The 18,308-nt window shown below is 36.5% G+C and carries 16 protein-coding genes; 5 read left to right on the forward strand and 11 right to left on the reverse strand.

What is annotated here, in order from left to right; all coding sequences use genetic code 11:
- Nucleotides 1-103: 103 nt before the first annotated feature.
- Nucleotides 104-1,324: an aminotransferase class V-fold PLP-dependent enzyme gene (locus QOL71_RS05195; RefSeq protein ID WP_283415906.1), complete on the reverse strand. Its 1,221-nt coding sequence runs from the start codon at nt 1,322-1,324 to the stop codon at nt 104-106.
- Between the two features lie 418 nt (nt 1,325-1,742).
- On the opposite strand from QOL71_RS05195, the gene QOL71_RS05200 reads away from it, so the two are divergent.
- Entirely contained in the window at nt 1,743-2,339 is a 597-nt protein-coding gene (locus QOL71_RS05200; RefSeq protein ID WP_283415907.1) for a superoxide dismutase, read from the forward strand.
- A gap of 49 nt (nt 2,340-2,388) precedes the next feature.
- On the opposite strand, the gene QOL71_RS05205 is transcribed toward QOL71_RS05200, so the two are convergent.
- From QOL71_RS05205 to mutL, 4 genes are read right to left on the reverse strand one after another with little or no spacing between them, the layout of a single operon-like run.
- Nucleotides 2,389-2,730, reverse strand: a complete 342-nt coding sequence (locus QOL71_RS05205) for a hypothetical protein (protein ID WP_283415908.1) — start codon at nt 2,728-2,730, stop codon at nt 2,389-2,391.
- Between the two features lie 18 nt (nt 2,731-2,748).
- The gene (locus QOL71_RS05210) at nt 2,749-3,729 is read right to left on the reverse strand and encodes an endonuclease/exonuclease/phosphatase family protein (protein WP_283415909.1); all 981 of its coding nucleotides are present in this window, start codon (nt 3,727-3,729) and stop codon (nt 2,749-2,751) included.
- Complete coding sequence (locus QOL71_RS05215) at nt 3,729-4,478, reverse strand: rhomboid family intramembrane serine protease (RefSeq protein ID WP_283415910.1); 750 nt, start codon at nt 4,476-4,478, stop codon at nt 3,729-3,731. Before QOL71_RS05215 ends, QOL71_RS05210 begins: the two co-directional genes overlap by 1 nt.
- 3 nt (nt 4,479-4,481) lie before the next feature.
- Nucleotides 4,482-6,245, reverse strand: coding sequence for a DNA mismatch repair endonuclease MutL (gene mutL, locus QOL71_RS05220; RefSeq protein WP_283415911.1), 1,764 nt, complete (start codon nt 6,243-6,245; stop codon nt 4,482-4,484).
- A gap of 115 nt (nt 6,246-6,360) precedes the next feature.
- Here mutL and QOL71_RS05225 point away from each other — a divergent pair, with 115 nt between their 5' ends.
- On the forward strand, nt 6,361-7,455 hold the full coding sequence (locus QOL71_RS05225; protein WP_283415912.1) for an acyltransferase family protein: 1,095 nt from the start codon (nt 6,361-6,363) through the stop codon (nt 7,453-7,455).
- A gap of 29 nt (nt 7,456-7,484) precedes the next feature.
- On the opposite strand, the gene QOL71_RS05230 is transcribed toward QOL71_RS05225, so the two are convergent.
- On the reverse strand, nt 7,485-7,715 hold the full coding sequence (locus tag QOL71_RS05230) for a hypothetical protein (protein WP_283415913.1): 231 nt from the start codon (nt 7,713-7,715) through the stop codon (nt 7,485-7,487).
- Nucleotides 7,716-7,857: 142 nt separating this feature from the next.
- Between QOL71_RS05230 and QOL71_RS05235 the strand changes: the two genes are divergently transcribed.
- From QOL71_RS05235 to tnaA, 3 genes are all read left to right on the forward strand, one after another.
- Nucleotides 7,858-8,439, forward strand: a complete 582-nt coding sequence (locus QOL71_RS05235) for a MiaE family protein (RefSeq protein ID WP_283415914.1) — start codon at nt 7,858-7,860, stop codon at nt 8,437-8,439.
- A 23-nt stretch (nt 8,440-8,462) separates the two neighbouring features.
- Nucleotides 8,463-9,077 carry a DUF502 domain-containing protein gene (locus QOL71_RS05240; protein WP_283415915.1) on the forward strand — a complete coding sequence of 205 codons (615 nt, stop codon included), beginning with the start codon at nt 8,463-8,465 and terminating at the stop codon, nt 9,075-9,077.
- A 100-nt stretch (nt 9,078-9,177) separates the two neighbouring features.
- Nucleotides 9,178-10,554 carry a tryptophanase TnaA gene (gene tnaA / locus QOL71_RS05245; protein WP_283415916.1) on the forward strand — a complete coding sequence of 459 codons (1,377 nt, stop codon included), beginning with the start codon at nt 9,178-9,180 and terminating at the stop codon, nt 10,552-10,554.
- Between the two features lie 33 nt (nt 10,555-10,587).
- Here the strand turns inward: tnaA and porW are convergent, their stop codons facing one another.
- The 5 genes from porW to QOL71_RS05270 all read right to left on the reverse strand — a co-directional run bounded on the left by porW (nt 10,588) and on the right by QOL71_RS05270 (nt 18,101).
- Nucleotides 10,588-13,125 carry a type IX secretion system periplasmic lipoprotein PorW/SprE gene (porW, locus tag QOL71_RS05250; RefSeq protein WP_283415917.1) on the reverse strand — a complete coding sequence of 846 codons (2,538 nt, stop codon included), beginning with the start codon at nt 13,123-13,125 and terminating at the stop codon, nt 10,588-10,590.
- 81 nt (nt 13,126-13,206) lie between these two features.
- A complete protein-coding gene (locus QOL71_RS05255) occupies nt 13,207-13,779 on the reverse strand; it encodes a Maf family nucleotide pyrophosphatase (protein ID WP_283415918.1) in 573 nt (190 codons plus the stop codon).
- A gap of 10 nt (nt 13,780-13,789) precedes the next feature.
- Complete coding sequence (locus tag QOL71_RS05260; protein ID WP_283415919.1) at nt 13,790-14,311, reverse strand: KdsC family phosphatase; 522 nt, start codon at nt 14,309-14,311, stop codon at nt 13,790-13,792.
- Nucleotides 14,312-14,386: 75 nt separating this feature from the next.
- Nucleotides 14,387-15,289 (reverse strand): GLPGLI family protein, encoded by a 903-nt coding sequence (locus tag QOL71_RS05265; RefSeq protein ID WP_283415920.1) that lies wholly within the window; start codon nt 15,287-15,289, stop codon nt 14,387-14,389.
- Between the two features lie 85 nt (nt 15,290-15,374).
- A complete protein-coding gene (locus tag QOL71_RS05270; protein WP_283415921.1) occupies nt 15,375-18,101 on the reverse strand; it encodes a TonB-dependent receptor in 2,727 nt (908 codons plus the stop codon).
- Nucleotides 18,102-18,308: the final 207 nt, after the last annotated feature.

Genomic DNA, 18,308 nt, shown 5'->3' on the forward strand with positions numbered 1-18,308 from the left:
TGTAAGTGTTATTTTTTCTCGCTGATTCAGCTGATTAAACAGATTTTTATTAAAGCTTATCTGCAGAAAATTAGTAACTGCGTGAAATATACTTTTATATAAATTAAACCAACATTCTCTGCGCTTTTTTCACCCCTTCAACAAGAACATCAATTTCTTCCAAAGTGTTGTAAACGGCAAAACTTGCTCGAACAGTTCCGGCAATGTTGAAGAAATCCATAATCGGTTGCGTACAATGATGTCCAGTTCTCACAGCAATTCCCATTTTATCCAAGATCATTCCGGTGTCAGATGCGATTCCGACGCCTTCCAGATTGAAAGAAACTACACCAGTTCTATTGGCTCTTTCGCCGTAGATTTTGATGCCGTCGAGTTCCAGAAGTTTTTTCTGAGCATAAGTCAGAAGCCCATTTTCGTGGATTTGAAGATTATCGTGACCAATTTGATTAATGAAATCAACAGCGGAACCAAGAGCGATATTTCCACCAACATTCGGAGTTCCGGCTTCGAATTTGAAAGGTAAACCTGCGTATGTTGTTCCGTCAAAGCTGCAAACGGCAATCATTTCGCCGCCGCCGTGGAACGGATGAAGATTTTCCAAAACGGATTCTTTCCCGTAAAGAATTCCCGTTCCCATTGGAGCGTACATCTTGTGTCCAGAGAAAACGAAGAAATCACAATCCAGTTTCTGAACATCGATTTTGAAATGTGGTGCGGATTGAGCACCATCTATCAAAATATAAGCATTAGAAAGTTTTCTTGTTTTTTCAATGATCTGTTCGATTGGATTAATGATTCCCAAAGCGTTAGAAACCTGATTAACAGAAACAATTTTTGTTTTTTCGTTCAGCCAAGAATCCAAAACATCGATTTGAAGAATTCCGTTTTCGTCCATTGGGATCACTTTCAGTTTTGCTCCGGTTCTTTCACAAAGCATCTGCCACGGAACGATGTTGGAATGGTGCTCCAGGTAAGAAATGATTATCTCATCATCTTTTTTGATTTGATTCGTCAAAGCATAAGCCACCAGATTGATTCCTTCGGTTGTGCCTTTGGTAAAGATAACTTCATAGTCGTGTTTGGCGTTGATGAATTTTTGGATTTTCTGTCTGGAAAGTTCCATTTCTTCCGTCGCCAACTGACTCAAAGTGTGAATCCCGCGATGAACATTAGCATTGATGGTTTCGTAATATTTTTCCCAGGTTTCCAGAACCGAAATCGGTTTTTGTGACGTTGCTGCGTTGTCCAGATAAACCAACGGTTTTCCGTTAATTTGCTGATTCAGGATTGGGAATTGTGCTCTGATATGATTGATGTCGAACATGTTTTAATTAGATTTTTGATTTTGAACACAAAGTGCACAAAGATTTTTTTAAATTAAATATCTTTTTAAGGTTCACAAAGGTACTTCGGCAAGCTCAGTATAAACTTCAACTTAATAAAGAATTGCACGCAGCCCGACTTGAGCGGAGCTCATTTTTGTTATTGCGATTGTTGAAACTTTCTGTAGATTGCTTCACTTCGTTCGCAATGACAAAAATAGCGGGAGCGGAAGGCGGATAAAGCTGCCCAAATAATTAAAATAAAGTTTGTAATTATTTAGAATGGTTCAAAGTTACAACAAAATTTATTAAAAATTTCGATGTTAAATATTTATAAAATGACTGTGATTATTGGATTAAGGAATAATTATTGAGTATTTTTGACCAACTCATTTATTAATAACAAATAAATACGAAACTATGGCATTCGAATTACCAAAACTAAATTATGCATACGATGCGTTGGAACCAACGATTGATGCAAAAACAATGGAGATCCATTATACAAAGCACCATCAAGCTTATGTGGATAATCTTAATAACGCAATTGCAGGAACAGAGCTGGAAGGAAAATCTCTTGAAGAAATCCAAAAGACAGGAACAGATAAACCGGCCGTGAGAAATAATGGGGGCGGACATTTTAACCACACACTTTTCTGGGAAATCCTGACTCCGGGAGGAAGCAAAGAGCCAGTTGGAAACGTGAAAGCTGAAATCGAGAAAATCGGAGGTTTTGAGAAGTTCAAAGAAGATTTTTCTAACGCTGCGAAAACGAGATTCGGTTCCGGTTGGGCTTGGTTGGTAAAAAATTCTGATGGTTCTGTGGTTGTTTCTTCAACTCCGAATCAGGATAACCCGTTAATGCCGGTTGCTGACGTAAAAGGAACCCCGATTCTTGGATTGGATGTTTGGGAACACGCTTATTACCTGAATTATCAAAACAGAAGACCGGATTATGTGTCTGCGTTTTTTGATGTGATCAACTGGGATAAAGTGGAAGAGCTTTATAACAAATAAGATATTAGATTCTAATTCTAATAAAAACCACCAAATTTTGGTGGTTTTTTTATGGATTTGGTGGTAGATTTTCTGTTGGAGTTTGTTCTGTTTTAGCTTTTTCCTTTTCTTCTTTAATCTTTTGTGCTTCTTTCTCTGCTTTCTCTTTATCCAGTTTTTCCTGTTCAGCTTTTGCAATTGCGGCTAAACTATCTTTTTCACGTTTGATTGCAACGGCATTGATTTTTGCCATGACACTTTCAGAAGTTGCGCCGGGTCCAAAAGAATCGATGGCAGTTGTATCGTATGTAATCGCAGGCGTTTTTTCAAAATTTTCCTGGCTTACTGTAGAGTTATTCTTGGAACAAGAAATGGCAAAAACAAAAATTGCGATAAAATAGATGTGTTTCATATCAACAAATATCGAAAATTATTGGATATAAAATTCAGCAATTACTGGAAAATGATCTGAGATCCGGACACTTCTATCCACTTTATAACTGATAGGCTCAATTGATTCTGATGCAAAAATGTGGTCGATTTTCAGAGGGAATTTGAAATCGTGAAAACTGGTTCCGCTTCCTTTTCCGACTTTGAGAAAAACATCCTGTAAATCTTCTGAAACTTTGTAATACTCATAAGAATTCGGAACTGCGTTGAAATCTCCTCCGACTATTACAGGATAAGGCGATGTATTGATAAAATCTTTGATCTGGTCAATTTGTGTCTGATGCTTTTTGAATGTCGGAATCAGCATATGCAAAACTTTCTTTGCTTTTTGCTCATTGACATCCATGTCTTTTGTTGGCTTAACCATTTTCTTATCGAGGAAAAACGGCTCCATATAGACATTGACAAAACGGATCAACTTCCCACTGATTTTGATGTCTGCATAGATGCAAATCCCGTTATTAACGTCGGTTCTTACAATTCCACTTTCCGAAATCGGATATTTGGACTGGATTTTAACAATTGGATAGCCATTTTCAAAATACTTAAATCCGTCTAGGGGCTTTTTGTTATCATATTCCTGAAAGAAAGCAACATCGGGATTTTGTTTATTGAGAAAGTCATAGATTTCATCATCACCTAATTTTCCAAATTTCCCATTAAAAGAGATTAGTTTAAGATTGGATGTCTCTGTTTTAGTCGAAGTAAAATTAATCCAACGTCTTGTTGGTATGATGAAAAATAAAGACAATATAAGGAATATAAATGCTCTTTTTTTCCAGGTTATAATCCAAAAAACTAAGAATACAATATTAAAGCTGATCAGAATCGGAAATCCTAACGACAAAAGATTCAAAAATCCGAAAACCCTTGGTGGGATATACGCATTCATTATTGTCCCGAATAAAAGACCAATAACTATAAGATGCAGAATTGTCAGTAAAAACCGGATGATTTTCATTATTGGATTCTGTCTCTGTTTTTCTTCCAATTCCAGATGTAGAGAAAACCAATCAATGCACCTCCAAGATGTGCAAAATGAGCAATATTATCGCCACTAAACTGTCTGAAACCTAAAAATATAGAAACAACAATAATAATCGGTGTCAGATATTTAGCTTTAATTGGAAAAGGAATAAACATAAACATCAGCTTTGCATCAGGAAACAACGTTGAAAAAGCGGCAATAACCCCGAAAATAGCGCCAGAAGCGCCGACCATAGGTGTTTTCAGAATAATGAAAAGTTGCTGTGCAGCATCTCTTACTGCTTCAGAATTGGTAGAAATCGGCATTTCCCCAGCATAATTATTGTCAGCATATTTGTAAATCTCGTGGACATCATAGGCCTGGCTGGTCAAATAATTTGTAAGCTGACTCACTTCATAAAAATTCCAGATATTATAGAGTGCAAATCCGCCCAAGCCTGAAGCAAAATATAATATTATAAACTTTTTCTGTCCCAGCACCTGTTCCAAAACAGGACCAAAGCTCCACAATGTCATCATGTTGAACGCAATATGAAGAATACTACCGTGCATAAACATATGTGTGACAATCTGCCAGGATCTGAAATTGGGAGATAAAGGGAAATATCCTGCTAATAGGGCGTCAACGTTGATATTGGCATTTCCCAGCAAAAATGCACCTACAAAAAAGATGACATTAATAATAATTATATTTTTGGTAACCGGTGTTAATTGAGAGAACATAGCTTAAAATTTATTTTTAAAATCATCGAATGGGACTTCCAACCAGCATTTTTTTCCGTTGACCGTATATTGTGGAAAACCAAGATCGATAAAATCTTTGACCAATTGCTCAACCTCTGTTTTATAAATAAAATCGAATTTGGATTTGGTTTTTAATTTAACCCATTGATATTCAAAATATTTGTAAAAATCTTCTTCGGTTCGGTATTCCAAAATTTCGAATATCTTTTCCAGAAATCTGATCACTTGAGACTCTTTCAATGCTTCCGGAACAGCTTCTATTCTTAAAACATTTTCCTGAGCTAAGGTCATTTCGAAACCGAAATCAGGAAGATATTTTTTGATGGATTTATATTTATTTTTCTCGATTTCATTCAGATGATATTCCAAAGAAAACAAGAGACTTTGTCCCGCCTTTTTGGTTGGTAGATTCTCCTGATGGGAAGACATCAGTACGCGATGCATTCTTCCAAGATCCAGCATATAAGTCTGCCCGTCTTTGTTCAGGAGCCAATAGCCGTTAGGTAATCGGAAAAGATCCTCGTCCAGATCCTCATCCTCAAAAAGATTGATTTTTGAAGGTGCAGCCGAAGCGGTTACTTCATAAAGTTCTGCCAGATTGATTTTTTCTTCGCTCGAAATCTTTTCTGCAACAAAAGGATTAAAATCTCTGTCCACATTAATGGCTGAAGGTGTCGCCGCACCTGGGTTACTCCTGCTCGGAGAAAAAAAAGTTTCCATTTTTGGATCTCTTTCGAAATCGAGACTTGGCGCAACATTGTATATGCCTAGAGACCGTTTGATCGTGGAACGCATCAGTGCAAATATCAAAGCTTCATCTTCAAACTTAACTTCTGTTTTCTGAGGATGAATATTGACATCTATTTTTTCAGGATCTAATTCCAGATAAAGAAAAAAAGACGGAATATAACCAGGCTGCAACAGACCATCAAAAGCTTCCTGAACAGCTTTGCTGAGATAAGCACTTTTGAAATATCTTCCGTTAACGAAGAAAAATTGTTCGCCTCTTACTTTTTTGGCGCCTTCTGGTTTTGTTACATAACCTTGTAGATTGACCCAACCAAGATCTTCTTTGATGGGAATCAGAAGCGGTTGAAGTTTTCTTCCGAAAACATCCACGATACGCTGCATCTGTCCGCCTTTTCTCAGCTTAAAAACAGGTTCGTCATTATGAAACATTTCAAACTCGATGTTTTCGTGGGCTAAAGCAACGCGCTGAAATTCATCAATGATATGACGGAATTCTACATTATCATTCTTAAGGAATTTGCGTCTTGCAGGAACATTGTAGAACAGATTCTTTACAGAAAAATTAGAACCTTCCACAGTCTGTACAGGTTCCTGGAACTGGAAAATTCCACCTTCGATATAAATATTGGTCCCAACAGGTGAATCTTTCTGCTTGGTTTTAAGCTCAACCTGGGCAACCGCAGCAATAGATGCTAAAGCCTCGCCCCGGAAGCCTTTGGTCGCAATTTTGAAAATATCTTCCGTTGAGCGTATCTTTGAAGTAGCGTGACGTTCAAAAGCCAGTCTGGCATCTGTTTCCGACATTCCGATACCGTTATCAACCACCTGAAGCAGATTTTTTCCGGCATCACGAATGATTAGCTGGATCTTGCTGGAACCCGCATCTACAGAGTTTTCCAACAATTCCTTAACAATAGAAGCCGGTCTCTGCACAACTTCTCCTGCAGCAATCTGATTGGCAACGTGATCTGGTAAAAGTTGAATGATATCTGACATTTTTGCAATTGAACTTTCAAAAATAAGGATAAGAATCGAGTAGTAAAAGTTAAATAATTATAAAGAACTTTGGAAAATTATGATATTTTTGACTTTCAGATAATTAATCCTATTAATGAAAAGAGATCTCTATATTGATTTTGCCAAAGGACTGGCTACGATTTCCATAATCTTTATCCACACTGCGTTCTGGAGCGGACAGTTTTATATGCCGACAGAAGCGAGAGTATTTTCCTTGGTTTTTGATGTCGCGTTGTTTTATGCGCTGAGTGGAATCACTTCCGGAAGTAACATTGAAAAGACATTTTACAGATTGCTTAAGTTGCAAATCACGTATATGATCTTTGTGACGTTTCTCTTCTTTTTGGATTATTTTTTCAAGATATTTGGATTGACATTTTTCTCTTTTGAATGGCTGAAGGATTTTTACTCAACCTTTGGGAGCAAATATGTTCCGACAAGCATCTCGACCGAACCACAATGGCAGATCCTGGGGAACTGGTATTTACACGAATATTCCAATTGTGATACATTTCCTGTAGTGATGGGAAGCTTTTGGTATCTGAAGGTTTATTATATCCTCACTGTTCTTGGTGTTTTGATTTTAAGATTCTTCCCGAAACATATTAATTGGTTTATTGGGATTTGCGTGGTTTTGACTTTGATATTCAATATATTTCCGCAATATTATCCAAACGGACAGGTTGGTTATGTAGCATTTTATATGATTGTGTTCTTAGTCGCTAACAAAATGCGCGGAAAGACAATACCGGACAAAATGATTCCTGCTCTATATGGATTGGTAGGCGTCGCATTAGCCTGGATGTTCTGGAATTATGGGGTGGAAATTTTCTACAAACTCAACAAACAAAAATTCCCACCTAAAATTCCTTACATCATTTGGACCTTGTTTTCATTGGTTACATTATTTGTTTTCTATAATCGATTAAAGATTGAGAAGCCTAATTTCTTCACTAATGTTGGGCAGAATGCAATCTTTTTCTATTTCGCTCAGGGAATAAGTTCGTCTTTGGTTTATTTCCTTGTGGTTCCGATGAAAGATTCTTTGCCTTGGTATTTGTTGGTTTTGATTATTTACCCAGTCAATATTTTATTGGCATTTTTGATTTCCAAAGGCTTGAAAAAAGTAGATGATTTAGGCTGGAAAATTTTAGAATTCTTGAGAGCAAAAACGGCGGAAAAAAAATAAAGCGCTTTTTACAGCGCTTTTTAATATTCTTAATCATCTTTTCTTCTTCCTCTTGAAGCGATGATTGCGATAATGATAATTAGTATCACACCTCCAATAACCCAATAAAGTGGATTGGTCTGCCATTCTTCTGTTCGTGTGGTCACATTGGTTGTTTTTGTAACCAAGGAATCCTGAGCAAAGGATAATGTGTAAGTAAACATTGACAAAATACTAAATAGAAAGAATTTAGCACAATTGTAGAATTTTGTATTTTTCATAATTTTATTATTTTACAATTACCAAATTTTCAATATTCGTGCCATATCGATTTGAATGTAATAAAATAGTTTATTCTTAAAAATTGTATTTATATAGATTCATTTATCCTTTCAAATTGTTATTTTTACAAAAAATATAAAAATGTTTCGTCTTAAACTTCCTACAGATCCGCGTTGGGCTAATATTGCAGAAGATAATCTGGAAGAGATTCTTACAGACCACGCCTGGTGTGAACAAAAGGCAGCAACCAATGCTATCGGGCTTATCACAATGGTTCCTGAGCACACGGAAATGGTAACGGAACTCTTAGCTATTGCGCAAGAAGAAATGGACCATTTTAACCAGGTTCACGAGATCATTAAAAAAAGAGGCGGCGTTTTGGGTAGAACCCGTAAAGACGATTATGTGAATGACCTGATAAAATTCATTGTAAAAGGTGGAAACAGGACGGACCTTTTGGTAGATAAAATGCTATTTGCAGCAATGATAGAAGCCAGAAGCTGTGAGCGTTTCAAGGTGCTGACAGAAAATATCAAAGACGAAGAGTTGAAAAAATTCTATAACGATCTGATGATTTCCGAAGCCAATCATTATACAACATTTATTGGATTTGCAAGACAAATCGGTGATCCGGATAAAGTGAACAAGCGCTGGGAAGAATGGCTGGAATACGAAGCGCAGATTATCCAATCTTACGGTAACAAAGAAACAATCCACGGCTAATGACTTGGTGACAAATAACTAATATGAACAGAAGCTTTAACGATTACCTTCGCCTTTTTCTTCGGTCCTTTATCCAGGGACTGATCATTATTGGCCCTTTCGCAATTACGGTTTGGATTATTTGGTATATCGTTTTCAGCATCGACAATATTATTCCATCGGTTTCGGAAAAATTCCCGGGACTGATATTCGTGACGGTTATCTTCGGGACAACATTCATCGGATTCTTTGGGAACAAATTCATTATTGGAAGGTTAATTGTAGACGGCGTCGATTATGTTCTGGAGCATATTCCCGGAATCAAATTTATTTACACCTCTCTGAAAGATGTCTTAGGTTCTTTTGTTGGTGATAAGAAAAAATTCAATATTCCGGTCTGGGTCAAGACTAATGAAGAACCAGAGATTTGGCGTATAGGTTTTCTAACGCAGTCTGATATGTCGGCTGTGAACCTTGACCATATGGTGGCTGTTTACTTGCCGCATTCTTACGCCGTTTCCGGCTGGGTGATTATTACCAAATTCAACAACATAAAAGAAGTTACCGGAATGAGTTCTGCCGAAGCTATGAAATTTGCCGTGAGTGGTGGCGTAGCCGGTTTCCATTCGGACGATAATGTTTTCAAAGCACCGGAATAGTTTTCAATTAATAATTAAAAAATGAATAATGAATGTCAAGATTTGATGTGCATTATTTGGTCTTTTCAAAATATTAATTATTAATTTAAATTATTCATTTATGAATCTTCCTTACGCAGAACCATTTAGAATCAAAATGGTTGAAGAGATATATCAATCCACAAAAGAACAACGCGAACAATGGCTGAAGGAAGCCAATTATAATCTTTTTAATCTGAGAAGTTCACACGTATTCATCGATCTGCTGACAGACAGTGGAACCGGGGCAATGAGTGATAAGCAATGGGGCGCACTGATGATCGGTGACGAAAGCTATGCCGGTTCCCGTTCATTCGAAGCTTTACAGCAAACCGTTGAAAACATTACCGGGTTTCCTTATTTGTTACCGACACATCAAGGTCGTGCAGCAGAAAACGTTTTGTTTTCGGTGTTGGTAAAAGAAGGTGATGTTGTTCCTGGAAACTCCCATTTTGATACTACAAAAGGTCATATAGAATTTAGAAAAGCACACGCCATTGATTGCACCATTGACGAAGCTTTTGATATCAACAATCTTCATCCTTTTAAAGGGAATCTTGATCTGGAAAAGCTGGAAGAGGTTTACAAATCTCATCCAAAAGAACAGATCCCGTTCTGTTTGATTACCATTACCTGTAATTCTTCCGGTGGGCAACCTGTTTCTTTGGAAAATATAAGAGCTGTAAAAGAATTGTCGGATCAATATGGGATTCCTGTTTTGTTTGATTCGGCGCGATTTGCAGAGAATGCTTATTTTATCAAAAAACGTGAAGAAGGACAACAACATAAAACCATCAAAGAAATATGTAAAGAACTTTTTTCTTATGGTGAGGGAATGACAATGAGTTCTAAAAAAGATGGCTTGGTAAATATCGGAGGATTTATCGCATTGAAAAACAGGGATATTTTTGAAAAAGCTTCTAATTTTACAATCATCTACGAAGGTTTCATTACTTACGGAGGAATGGCGGGAAGAGATATGTCAGCATTGGCCGCCGGCCTTAATGAAGCAACAGAGTTCCCTTATTTAGAAAGCAGAATTTCTCAGGTTGAATATCTCGGTAATCAGTTAATGGAAGCTGGGATTCCTGTCCAGAAACCAATTGGCGGACATGCCGTTTTTATTGATGCGCTTAACTTTTTACCTAACATCAAAAGAGAGGAATTTCCTGCACAGACTCTTGCAATCGAGCTTTATAAGGAAGCCGGAATCCGAGGTGTGGAAATTGGAACTTTGTTGGCAGACAGAGATCCTGAAACGAGGGAAAATCGTTATCCAAAACTGGAATTGGTGAGATTGGCCATCCCAAGGAGAACTTACACCAATAATCATATGGATTATGTAGCTGCCGCTGTGAAGAACGTTTTCGAAAAAAGAAATGACATTACAAAAGGTTACAAGATCAAACGCGAACCGGAAATTTTAAGGCACTTTACAGTTCAGTTAGATAAAGCATAAAACAAAAAAGAGCAATTGATATTGCTCTTTTTTTTATTTCTTTCTTTTGGCTTGTTCCGGAGTTGCTGTTTTTACTCCTGTTTGTTGTGGCATTTCTACACTTCCCGGAATTCCTGGTCCGCCAATTGGCGCACTGCTGTTCAACTGCTCTTTTTGTCTTTCCTCTTCTTCAGCATTAGTGGTCGAAGGATTATCTTTCTGTGACATTGCGTTTCCATTTTCATCTGTGAATTCCAATTTTGCGTCACTCTTTAAAAATTTAAGAAGATCCTTGGCTTTTTTACCTTCGGGCGTATTGCCATAATTAAGAACAATCTGTTCCAATTGCAGAATCATAATTTCTTTTCCTGCAGTTTTGCCGGCATTATAAGCGTTCAATAAATAAAATTTAGGCACCAATGCATCTTTTGGATGATCTGCAATGGCTTTATCAGCCATCGTGGTTGATTCCGAATACTTTTCTGTCAGATAAAGATTGTAAGCATCTGCATATAGTTTTTCCACATCTGCAGAGGATTTGTTGAAATCTTTGCTTTTTGGATTTTTTACAAATTCCGCATAGGAAGTATATGGATATTTCTGAAGAATAATCTGTTTTGCTTTTTCCGCGTCGGCAGGATTTTTTTCATAATTGAAAACGAAAATATTATATAAAGCCAGCAAATCTGTTTCTTCGTCGGGTTTGTTATCTACAAGATCATATAGGGTTTTGGTTGCCAGTTTTGTATTTCCGAAGAATGATTCATACATTCTTCCCATTCCGAGACTGGCAGTGTCCCTGTCTTTTTTGAGCTTGTCCAGTTCTGTTTTTGATGTAGGAATTTTTTCTATGTAGAACTCTGGTTCCAAACGTCTGGGATCCGGAGCACTTGTTATTCCTAATGCTTCATTTTTGAGATCTTCAATAGTTGTTGTTTTTGCAGAATAACGCCAGTTATCCTGTAAGGTTCTGTTCCCCCAAACTTGTTTGAAAGCCGTTTCTCCTCTTGGGATATTGTTTGCATTGGCAAAATAAAAGGTTGATCCTCCAGTATTAATTCCAAAGTTTTGGAAGCTGTTGCTATCTGTAGAATTATTTGCGAAAATAGAATTGGAATTGTAATCCCCATTATCAAAGCCTTTGCTTCTTTCGGCTCTTCTTTTTTCTAATGCTTCGGCAGCTTCCTTTTCTTTGATTTTCTCGATGTATTTTGTAAAATATTCTCTTTTTTCAGCATCGGTCATTTTTGCCAAAGCCAGGATACTGTCATTCTTTTTTACAATATAATAGTTTTTTGAAAGCTTTTTGATATTGGCAGTAAGATCTGTTAACCTGTCTTTTTCAGGTTTATAAGTCATAACCGCTAATGCACTGTCATAATAAACTCCTGCAGTCAAATAATCATCTTTTGCAAAATATTTTTTTGCCAACTCAGAATAAGTCAATCCACGAATCTGAGGATCGGATTGCTTCTCTTTTAACGCTTTTCTGAAATAAGAATCTGCTATAGAATCTTTTGTCGCAGAAGTTGCAATCAGGCCGCTGGCATAATATAATTCATTTTTTCGGGAAGCGTAAGTTCCTTTTTTGGCAATTTTATCGATATAAGCAATGGCCTCTTCATAACTGTCTGCTTTTCCGTCAAAAGTTTTTGCAATTTCTATTTGGGATTTGACTTCAAACTCGTAGTTGTTAGCATACTTATAAGCTGTTGCAAAGGATTCTCTTGCTTCGGGTTTTTGTCCCAAATCAGAAAGAATCTGTCCTCTTAAAAATGCAATTCTACTTCTTGTTTTTCTATTTTTATTGTAAGTAAAGGCTTCATCCAGAACTTCAGCGGCTAGTTCCTTTTTACCCCACTTCAAAAAATTATCAGCCTGATAAACTTTGAGAATTTTTTTATGCTCTTTTTTTAGTTTTATCTTCGGGTCTTCTTCTAATTCCTTAAAAACTTCATCCGCTCGGTAATATTCTTTCATTTTTGTGAAATTGGCAGCCTGATAAATCTTAGCCAGAGGCAATCTTTTATCTTTGCTCATGGTATTGAAAATATAACCAAGCGCATCAAGGGATTCCAAATATTTGCCTTGATACATTCTTGCTTTGGCCAGCAAAATATAAGCATCAAATATTTTCTTGTTTTTCTCTACACCGCTGACAAGAACAGAATATTTTGAAATTGCTTTTAATGCTTTTGCTTCTGTAATCTGAAGTGTGGATGCGCCCTTTTTGGTGTTGTTGGATGATAAACTTCTGTCGCCTCCGCTATTGTTAAATGTCGCTTCATTACCGGCTCTACCTCTTAGCGGCATAGGACCGGAATCAGAGCCTGATGTTGAAACACCGTTTTGCAAATCATCCATATTATCTTCTGTAGTATAGACAGAAATATACGGATCAAAGAAATTGTCCACATGTGCTTTGTCTCTGCTTTCTAGTTCGAAATTCAAAGCTTCCTTACTGTTAAATAAGGTGTTATAATAGGTCATAAACCTGTTCACGGGTCCACTTTTGGTCTTTTTCTTCTTTGTTCGTGGATTACAGGCAATAACGCTGATGACGGCAAGTATGATTAGTAAATATTTTTTCATCTAATTATTTGAAATGAAATTCAAGTTTAATCTGTAAAAATAACGAAAAATTGCAAAGAAAATTATTCAAGACAGTTAGTTTTAATAATTGTTCGGAAAGCAACCCAATTTCTTAAGCTCCTCATAAACCAAATCTACGGGAAAGCCCATTACAGAATAAAAAGAGCCGGATATGTTTTTTACTTTTGCCATTCCTAGCCATTCCTGAATTCCATAAGAACCGGCCTTATCCAATGGCTTATAATTTTTGACATAAAAATCAATTTCCGGGTCTGATATTTCCGAGAATTCTACATCTGTTTTGCTGGTTTTACTGACCTGATTGTCATTAGTTTTGATTGTAAAGGCCGTATAAACCTGATGTTTTTTTCCGGAGAGATTTCTGATCATTTCAAAAGCTTCTTTTTCATCTTTAGGCTTGAGAAGTATTTTTTGATCTAATGCAACAATGGTATCAGATGTTATCAGGATTTCATCAGATTTTAATTCCAAAGCTTCTGCTTTCTTTTCGGAAATATATTCTGCAATCTGGTCCGACCTTAGATTAGAAGGATACGACTCATCAACATCAATTTTAACAACCTCGAACTGGTAGCCTAATTGTATTAATAATTCTTTCCGTCTGGGAGAATTGGAAGCCAGTAATAGTTTCATTTGTAAATATTTAAGCTGATTTTGTTTCTTCGTCAAGATTCCATTTTCCCTGGACTTTCATCACTTGCTCAATGACATCACGTACAGCACCTTTTCCACCAAAAACGGGAGAAATATAATCCGAAATGGCTTTCACTTCGGGAACTGCATTTGCGGGGCAGGCAGCAATCTCAGCTAATCTCATAATCCCGATGTCAGGAATGTCGTCGCCCATCATCAGAATTTCAGAATCCTGCAAATTATATTTTAATTTGAAATCTTCATAATCAGAAACTTTGTGAGAAGATTTGGCATAATAATCTTTGATGCCAAGATACTCCATTCTGTTTTTTACCATTGGATCGTTTCCGCCAGTGATGATCCCAATTTTGTAGCCCTGCTTCAAAGACTGAACTACCGCATAACCATCCAAAACACTCATCACACGAGACATATTTTTGTCCGGCAGGAGATAGACACTTCCGTCTGTGAACACGCCATCAACATCAAATACGAAGGCTTTTATATTTTTAAGTTTTGTCAAATAACTCATTTCAATTGTTTTAAAATTGTGCATAAAAAAAGTCCTCCCGAAAGAGGACTATAAAAATAGTGTTTTATGGATAAACTAAGGATAAAGTGCGGGTTCGATTTTATTGTTATTATTTTTGATTTCTTCCTTTTGGTTTTTTTCCATTGCTCTGAGTACTTCCGAAGGGTCAGTTACGATCTTTCCATCAATATTAAGCGTTAACTTCATATTACCTTGTGACAGGATCTGTCGCGTATCTTTTACAGGATCATTTTTATATTCCTTCCACTGCTTTCTGAACTGTTCTTCGGAGACTTCTATTTCTTTTCCGCCTGGAACGCCAAAAGTTTTGACAACCATACCGCCCCTTGTACTTCCGATCTCTTCTTTTTCGATTTTTGTGACTTCATCAAACTTTTTGCTTCCCACAAATTTAAAGCTATGTGTGCCGGTGGCATCTTCCAGCTCCAAAATAAGTCCCGGCAAGCCGTAGAATTTGTATGGTCCATCCTGAAAAGGGAAATCTTGTGAGAACCAGACTGTCCAGGTTCGTCCTCCAAAATCTGCGGTGGCTTTCTGAACATCGAATTTGTCAATCTTTTTCTTATCCGGAAGAATTTTCCACACCACAGGCTGCTCATTTTTTACAGAAAATCTGGAATTTCCGATTCCTGTATGCAATACAACCGAGAAATCCGGATAGGATTTTGAAACCGAAAATCCGATCTTTCCGGAATTGCCCCCGCGATAATTAAAATTTGTGGAGCCCATCTGGATTTGTTTTTTGAAGTAGGCATCTCTTGTAGAATCGCTTACAAATTTTTGTCTGCTGTAGAAATTGCTTCCGTCTTTTTTAATATCCAGATACATGAGTTCCGTTTCCAGAGAATCTTTTTTTTCCAGGCTGGAAGCGAATTTGTATTCGTAAATAATCCTTGTTCCTTGGGCGAATGATAGAACGCTAAGGAAAATACTTAAAATAGATAGTGTTTTTTTCATACCTAAAAAATTAGTGATTTAAAATTATGCAAAATAAAAAGGCAGACAAAAAGATGAACTGCCTTTTTGCAATTATAAAATAGTGTTATTTGAAGTTGAATTTTACGGTGAACATAAACTGGCTTGGGCGGATATACATTTGGTTGGTTGTAACAAGCTGTTGTACAACTTCTACATTAACAGTTTCATAAACTTTTCTGTTGGCGATATTCAACCATTTGAATTCGAAATCGATTTTTCTCTTAACCCAAGTGTATTGGTATGACAAATCGAAGAAAGAATTTCTAAAATTCTGCCCACTTGCTTTTGTAGAAAGATCATCCCAGTTGAAACCAAAAGTATGGTTGTCGCTTGGATAAATATAAGCTGCAAGATTATGATTCCAACCACTGGATGTAAATACAGTATTGTCATTTTTATTGGTATTTTTGCTCCAATTCAAATTGATGTTATAATCTACACTTAGCCAACTGAAATAAGTGTTGTTGAATTTGATACCCATTGTTTGTCTGCTATTCGCTGATTCTCTCAAATCGGAATTAAAATAAGAGAAAGAATTGGAATCTGTATTGGTGCCACTTACAGATAGATTGGTTTTGAATTTTGGAAAGTATTTGCCAATTTCTGCACCTTCTGTCTGGGTTCTGATTGTGTTCTCTCTGCTTTGCAACTCCAGTTGTGAAACAAAGCCATTGGTTGTATAACTCTCTATCAAATTTCTTTTGTTGGTAGAATAGTTATATCTTACATTGAAGAAGAGATTGTTCAAAGGATTACGATACTCTAATCTGGAGCCGATCATTCTGCTCAAATATTCTGGCATCTCAATATTGTTACTAAATCTTTTTTGCAAATTAGTAGGACTTGTGAGCATATTCCCGCCATACAAGAATCCAAAGTTTCCAAAATCATAGGATTGATTCGCAAAAGCCCAGATTTTGAAAAATGATGCAAAGTCTAAGTTTGCAAACAGGTTTGGTTCAAAAACAGTTTTACTTTTATCCAGATAATTTTGTCTGATATTATCTTTGTAAGTAATACCATAGAAATTCATTGGAAGCGTTAGATTCAAATTAAAATTTTGAGATTTGAAGTTAACACCAACTTGAGTATAAGGCATTACCTCGTTCCAATCCATATCATTTTGTCTATCTGTTCCAAGATAATAATTATTATTGTTAACTTCTCCTGTAATAGCCGATTTCAAATTGTTGAAGTTCATATTCAAACCAAACTCAGGTGTGAATGTCCATTTTCTATATGAAAATCCTACAGAAGCAGAATGATTAACTTCAAGAGTTTTAGAAATTGCATATTGTCTGATTTTATCAAAATTACTGAACCCAAAGTTTTCCATATAGTTTCCTGGGGAAACTGTGAGCGTTTGTTTATCTTTCTGATACTTAACGTAACTCATAAAATTAACAAGCTTGTCTTTCCAAGGAATAATTGTGCTTAATGAATTTTGGAATGTTCCGGTTGGAGATTCAAGAGATTCATTTGCAAATTTATGAATTGGTGTTGCTGTAGGATCATTCAATGCTGGAGGCAGATTGTTGTCTACATTTGCACGATCTGTATTCCAGAAGCTGTTCCAGGTAGTTGTATTTTTGAAAAATCCTTTTTTAGCATTCTTTGTGAAAATTAATTCACCCTTGGCAGCATTATCAAAAAATCTATTGTTGGTACTAGATATAAAAGTTCCACCATTTGGAAGTGTTGGTACTGATATAGAACCCGCTCCATAAACTTTTGTTTGTAGGTCTTCTCTTTTAATACTGTTATTGGTATAGGAAGCATTCGCCTTCAGTTCCCATTCTTTATTTTTGAAAGGACTTGTTAATAAGTTAGCAGAAAAGAAGTGAACATTATTCAATAGATATCTTTTTTCAGGGACGTCCGGAACACCCGCTGTTTCTACGTTGGTCCAGGATTTTTGTCCGGCTTGTGATCTTCTGCCTTCCCAACGGCTTCCAAAACTCAAGAGGTTACCTTCTTTTTCTACACTTTCGCCATTGTTATTCGCTTTATAATTGACGACCCACTGGTTTTTCTGTCCAAAGAACATCGGCGTCAATTTCACATTCCAAAGTAGTGGGCTGAAGCCGGCGCCAATTTCTCCGCGACCGGTCATCGTCACCGATTTTTTCAGTTTGATGTTAAGAGCAGCCTGTTCGGAAGGAACCTTATCTCTCAGGATGCTTACAGGCTGGTGATTTTCTAAAACTTCCACTTTTGAAACCGCATCTTTCGGAAGTGAATTATTAACGGTTCCATAACCACCTTCCATGAGATCTTTCCCGTTAACATAAAATTTGTTGATGGCTTCACCCTGGTAAAGTACTGTTCCGTCTTTATTTACTTCAATTCCCGGGATTTTTTTCAGAACATCGGCTAGCGTTCTGTCGTTTTTGTTTTCAAAAGACTTAAGATCGTAAGAGATTGTATCACCTTTTTTTGTAATCAGTTTTGTTTTAAGCCTTACTTCCTGGATTTCAGTTGCCTGAGAATCCATTGAGAAATTCAGCTTTTGGTCTTCGTTTTTTATAGATTGCGTAATTGGCTTCTGATTAAAGGCTTTGATCTTAAGATCAAGATTATTTTCGGAAGAAGTTACATTCACTTTATATTCGCCTTTGGCATTGGAAATTCCGTAAGCCAGGATGGCATTTTTTCCGGGTTCTTCAACAGTTACACTTGCGCTGGCAAGGGGTTTTCCGTCAGAATCTGTTATTACTCCCGAAATTGTCTTTTGCCCAAAAACAACCACTGTGAACATCAGCATAAAAAGGGCAGATAGAATTCTTTTCATAGTCATTAATTATATCACTAAAATGTTAGTAGATAAAATTTAAAAAATGTTACAAACTTTTTATTGGAGTTTAAAAATTTGATTAAGTTAAAATCTTATGCTCAATATGCAGTTTGATAATAACCATTTATAAAATGAATGAATTCTATTTATAATTGTTATAAATAACAATGCGCTTTTTTTCTCACAGTAGATTAAAAATTAATA

The sequence above is a fragment of the Epilithonimonas pallida genome, from assembly GCF_900182975.1.
Taxonomy (GTDB): Bacteria; Bacteroidota; Bacteroidia; order Flavobacteriales; family Weeksellaceae; genus Epilithonimonas; species Epilithonimonas pallida.

Excerpts from the sequence above, each read along its gene's own strand:
- mutL (WP_283415911.1), bottom strand. The coding sequence starts at position 6,245 with ATGTCAGATATCATTCAACTTTTACCAGATCACGTTGCCAATCAGATT.
- QOL71_RS05260 (WP_283415919.1), bottom strand. The coding sequence starts at position 14,311 with ATGAGTTATTTGACAAAACTTAAAAATATAAAAGCCTTCGTATTTGAT.
- QOL71_RS05210 (WP_283415909.1), bottom strand. The coding sequence starts at position 3,729 with ATGAAAATCATCCGGTTTTTACTGACAATTCTGCATCTTATAGTTATT.
- QOL71_RS05195 (WP_283415906.1), bottom strand. The coding sequence starts at position 1,324 with ATGTTCGACATCAATCATATCAGAGCACAATTCCCAATCCTGAATCAG.
- QOL71_RS05200 (WP_283415907.1), top strand. The coding sequence starts at position 1,743 with ATGGCATTCGAATTACCAAAACTAAATTATGCATACGATGCGTTGGAA.
- QOL71_RS05265 (WP_283415920.1), bottom strand. The coding sequence starts at position 15,289 with ATGAAAAAAACACTATCTATTTTAAGTATTTTCCTTAGCGTTCTATCA.
- QOL71_RS05225 (WP_283415912.1), top strand. The coding sequence starts at position 6,361 with ATGAAAAGAGATCTCTATATTGATTTTGCCAAAGGACTGGCTACGATT.
- QOL71_RS05230 (WP_283415913.1), bottom strand. The coding sequence starts at position 7,715 with ATGAAAAATACAAAATTCTACAATTGTGCTAAATTCTTTCTATTTAGT.
- QOL71_RS05270 (WP_283415921.1), bottom strand. The coding sequence starts at position 18,101 with ATGAAAAGAATTCTATCTGCCCTTTTTATGCTGATGTTCACAGTGGTT.
- QOL71_RS05255 (WP_283415918.1), bottom strand. The coding sequence starts at position 13,779 with ATGAAACTATTACTGGCTTCCAATTCTCCCAGACGGAAAGAATTATTA.
- porW (WP_283415917.1), bottom strand. The coding sequence starts at position 13,125 with ATGAAAAAATATTTACTAATCATACTTGCCGTCATCAGCGTTATTGCC.
- QOL71_RS05205 (WP_283415908.1), bottom strand. The coding sequence starts at position 2,730 with ATGAAACACATCTATTTTATCGCAATTTTTGTTTTTGCCATTTCTTGT.
- tnaA (WP_283415916.1), top strand. The coding sequence starts at position 9,178 with ATGAATCTTCCTTACGCAGAACCATTTAGAATCAAAATGGTTGAAGAG.
- QOL71_RS05240 (WP_283415915.1), top strand. The coding sequence starts at position 8,463 with ATGAACAGAAGCTTTAACGATTACCTTCGCCTTTTTCTTCGGTCCTTT.
- QOL71_RS05235 (WP_283415914.1), top strand. The coding sequence starts at position 7,858 with ATGTTTCGTCTTAAACTTCCTACAGATCCGCGTTGGGCTAATATTGCA.
- QOL71_RS05215 (WP_283415910.1), bottom strand. The coding sequence starts at position 4,478 with ATGTTCTCTCAATTAACACCGGTTACCAAAAATATAATTATTATTAAT.